The 3,451-nt window shown below is 75.1% G+C and carries 3 protein-coding genes; all 3 read right to left on the bottom strand.

What is annotated here, in order from left to right:
- Positions 1 to 188: 188 nt before the first annotated feature.
- From GKQ77_RS30035 to GKQ77_RS30025, 3 genes are read right to left on the bottom strand one after another with little or no spacing between them, the layout of a single operon-like run.
- A complete protein-coding gene (locus GKQ77_RS30035) occupies positions 189 to 1,238 on the bottom strand; it encodes a 2-hydroxyacid dehydrogenase (protein WP_219692270.1) in 1,050 nt (349 codons plus the stop codon).
- A 25-nt stretch (positions 1,239 to 1,263) separates the two neighbouring features.
- Positions 1,264 to 1,887: a histidine phosphatase family protein gene (locus GKQ77_RS30030; protein ID WP_219692269.1), complete on the bottom strand. Its 624-nt coding sequence runs from the start codon at positions 1,885 to 1,887 to the stop codon at positions 1,264 to 1,266.
- A complete protein-coding gene (locus tag GKQ77_RS30025) occupies positions 1,884 to 3,419 on the bottom strand; it encodes an FGGY-family carbohydrate kinase (RefSeq protein WP_219692271.1) in 1,536 nt (511 codons plus the stop codon). The genes GKQ77_RS30030 and GKQ77_RS30025 overlap by 4 nt, the downstream gene beginning before the upstream one ends.
- Positions 3,420 to 3,451 lie beyond the last annotated feature (32 nt).

The raw sequence follows: 3,451 nt of genomic DNA, 5'->3' as shown, positions 1-3,451 counted from the left end.
TGTCTGCCTCCCGGGGGCGAGTGTGGGCGGGGCGCGAGGGCGCGTCTCGGGGTACTGAGGCGCGCCCGGGGGTGCGGCGATGAGCGGAGCCTCAGTGAGTATGCGGCCGCTCGCGCTTCAGGACACCCCGCCGGTCCGGGAGTTGGCGTGATCGTCGCCGGGCGTTCACGCCTGCCGGTGACGGGCGTTCACGCCTGCCCGGTGAACACCTCCGGGTTCGCGCAGTGTGCCGGCGGCTCGCCGCGCAGGAAGCGGCCGACCTCGCCCGCCACGATCCGGGCCGCCTTGTGCGCGACCTGCTGACTGGCGCCGGCGAGGTGCGGGGTCATGACGATGCCGGGCGTCCTCAGGAGGCGTGAACCGGCGGGGACGGGCTCTTGGGGGTAGACGTCGAAGGCGGCGCCGGAGAGCTGCCCGGCGTCCAGCGCGTCACAGACCGCGTCGTAGTCGAGGAGGGCGCCGCGGGCGCAGTTGACGAGGACCGAGCCGCGCGGCATCTTCGCGATCTGCGCGGCGCCGATCATGCCCGTGGTCTCCTCGGTCACGCGCGCGTGCAGGGAGAGGACGCGGGAGCGGGTGAGGAGTTCGTCGAGGGACACCTGCTCGGCGACGCCCGCCAGCGACTCCGGGCGCACGTAGGGGTCGTGGACCAGGACGTGTGCGCCCATCGCCGCGAGGACCTTGGCGACGCGGCTGCCGATGGCGCCGTAGCCGATGAGGCCGACGGTGGCGCCGTCGATCTCGATGCCGCACGTGTCGTAGTCGAAGTGGTCGCCGCGCCATACGCCCCGCCGCAGGTCGGTGTGGGTGTCGCCGACTCCGCGGGCGGCGGCCAGGAGCAGGGTGAGGGTGTGCTCGGCGGTGGCGACGGCGTTGCGGCCGGGGGCGTAGCAGACGGCGACGCCGTGCCGGGTCGCCGCTGCCAGGTTGGCGTTGACGGGGCCGCCCCGGCTGACGCACATCAGCTTCAGGTCGGGGCAGTGGGCGAGGACGCGCTCCGTCAGGGGCGCCAGCTGGGTGACGCAGACCTCGGCTCCCTGGAGGGCGTCGATGAGTTCGTCCTCCGTACCGGACGCCTCGTCGACCTCTCCGACCGGGCCGAAGGGGGTGTGCGGCCAGGGCAGTGTCAGCTCGCGCACGGTGACATCGGCGGCTCCGGCGGCGGCCGCGCGGACTTCGTCGGCGAGCAGACGCGGCAGGACGAAGTGGTCGCCCGCGGCGAGGACGGTGGTGCTCATGAGGGTCTTCCTTCTGAAGGGTCGGTTACGCGCGTACGGGGTTGGCGGCGATCGGCGCGTTGAGGCGCAGCAGCGCTGTCTGGCCGTCGCTCAGCCGCAGTTCGGTGAGGGCGCCGTTGTGGAGCGCGGGAAAGACGCGCCGGTACGCGGCGAGCGGGATGCCCAGCTGACGGCAGATCAGGAGACGTACGAGGGTGGAGTGCGCGACCACGAGGACGCGGCCGTCGGGGTGCTCGTCGGCCAGGTCGGCGAGGGCCGCGCCCGCCCGCTCGGCCGCCGCGCGCGGATCCTCGCCGCCGGGCAGGTGGTGGGCGACGGGATCGCGCAGGAACGCGGCGGTCTCCTCGGGGAACCTCTCGCGCATCTCGTCGCGGGTCAGCCCCTCGCCGCGGCCGAAGTCGACTTCGAGCAGCCGCTCGTCGACGCGCGGCACGAGACCGAGCGCCCGCGCGGCGGGCGCGGCGGTGAGCTTGGCGCGGCTCAGCGGGGAGGTCACCACGGCGTCGATCCGCTCCCCCGCGGCCCACGCGCCGAGCGCGGCGGCCTGGCGCAGGCCGCGCGGGGTGAGGGCGACATCGGTGCGTCCGGCGTAGCGGTTGCCGTCGTGCCAGACGGTCTCGCCGTGGCGTACGAGGACGAAGTCGGTCACTGGTCTCTCCTTTCCCGGGCGTGTGCGGTGCCGGCCGGGGCGCGCTCGGTCCTCTCCCGGGCATGCGCGGCGACGGCCGGGTCCAGCCAGCCCCGCTCGGTGAGCGCGTCGACGAAGGCGAGGTGGACCGGCGCCCAGCGGGCCGTGCGCGCCGGATCCGGGACGATCTCCTCGGCGGGGCGGACCATGGCGGCCGCGGCCTCCTCGACTCCGGCCCCGGCGGAGGTGGCGGCGAGGACCGCCATGCCGAGGGCGCCCTCGGCATGCGCGGGGACCCGCACCGGGCGGCCGAGCACCTCGGCGCGCAGCCGGTTCCAGTAGGGGTTGCGCGCGGCGCCGCCGGTGAAGGTGAGCGGGCCGTCGACGGGGGCGCCGATCAGGTCGAGGCGGTCGAAGCAGAGCCGTTCCAGGCAGGCGACGCCGAGGAGGTGGGCGTGGAAGCGCTCGGCCTCGTCGGCGGGCTCGCCGAGGACGAAGGGCCGGGCGTCGGGGGCGCGGAAGGGGAAGCGTTCGCCGCCGGTGGACACCAGGGGGTAGGCCACCGCGTCCGAGGCGGACTCGCTTGCCAGGGTGGTGAGTTCGGGCAGGTCGGCGCCCGGGAACTCGCGGGCCAGGACGCCCGCGCCGCTGCTGGACGCACCGCCGGGCAGCCAGCTGTCGCCGGGGCCTCGGTGGCAGTAGACGACGCCTCCCGGGTCGCGCACCAGGCGGCGGCTCACGCCTTTGAGGACGAGGGTGGTGCCGAGTACGGAGTTCCAGGCGCCCGGGGTGAGGGCGCCCGCGCCGATCTGGGCCGCGCAGCCGTCGGTCATGCCCGCGACGATGGCGGTCCCTTCGGGGATACCGGTCCGCGCTGCGGCCGCCGCGCAGACCGTGCCGAGCGCGCTCGCGGGACGTACGACATCGGGGAACAGAGCCACAGGCACGGCGAGTTCGGCGAGCAGCCGCTCCGGCCAGCGCTCCCCCGTGAGGTGGTAGCCGGTCTTGAGGGCGTGGCTGGCGTCGCTCGGCACCTGGTGTCCGGCGAGGCGCCAGGTGATCAGGTCGGGCTGGTGGAGCAGCCGGACGCCCGTGCCGGAGGCCGCGGGTTCGTGGCCGAGGAGCCAGAGCAGTTTGGGCAGCGCCCAGGAAGGCTGCATGGAGCGGTAGCCGAGGTGGTGCCAGAGGTCCGCGCCCGCGTCGTTGACACGGGCGGCCTGCTCGGTGGCGCGCCCGTCGTCGTACATCAGGCCCGGGGTGAGCGGCGCTCCCGACGCGTCGGCGAGGAGGATCGTGCCGGAGGTGCCGTCGATCGCCAGGGCGCGGATCCGGCCGGGGTCGATGCCGGTCAGGGCCTCGCGGCAGGCGTCGGCGAGCGCGTTCCACCACTGCTCGGGGTCCTGCTCGTGGCGGTTGCCCTCGCGGCGGCCGGTGAGCGGCTGGGAGGCGGTGGCGAGCACCTCGCCGGTGGAGTCGACGGCGACGCAGCGGGCGCTCTGGGTGCCGAGGTCGAGTCCGAGCCAGACGGCTTCCGGCGGCAGTCGCTCAGGCATGCCGGGCTCCTTGGTCATGTGCCGTACGGGGG

The organism is Streptomyces anatolicus (assembly GCF_019400875.1).
In the GTDB taxonomy this organism is placed as follows: Bacteria; Actinomycetota; Actinomycetes; order Streptomycetales; family Streptomycetaceae; genus Streptomyces; species Streptomyces anatolicus.
The sequence above is the reverse complement of the archived record's forward strand: the minus strand, read 5'-3'. Positions and strand labels throughout refer to the sequence as shown.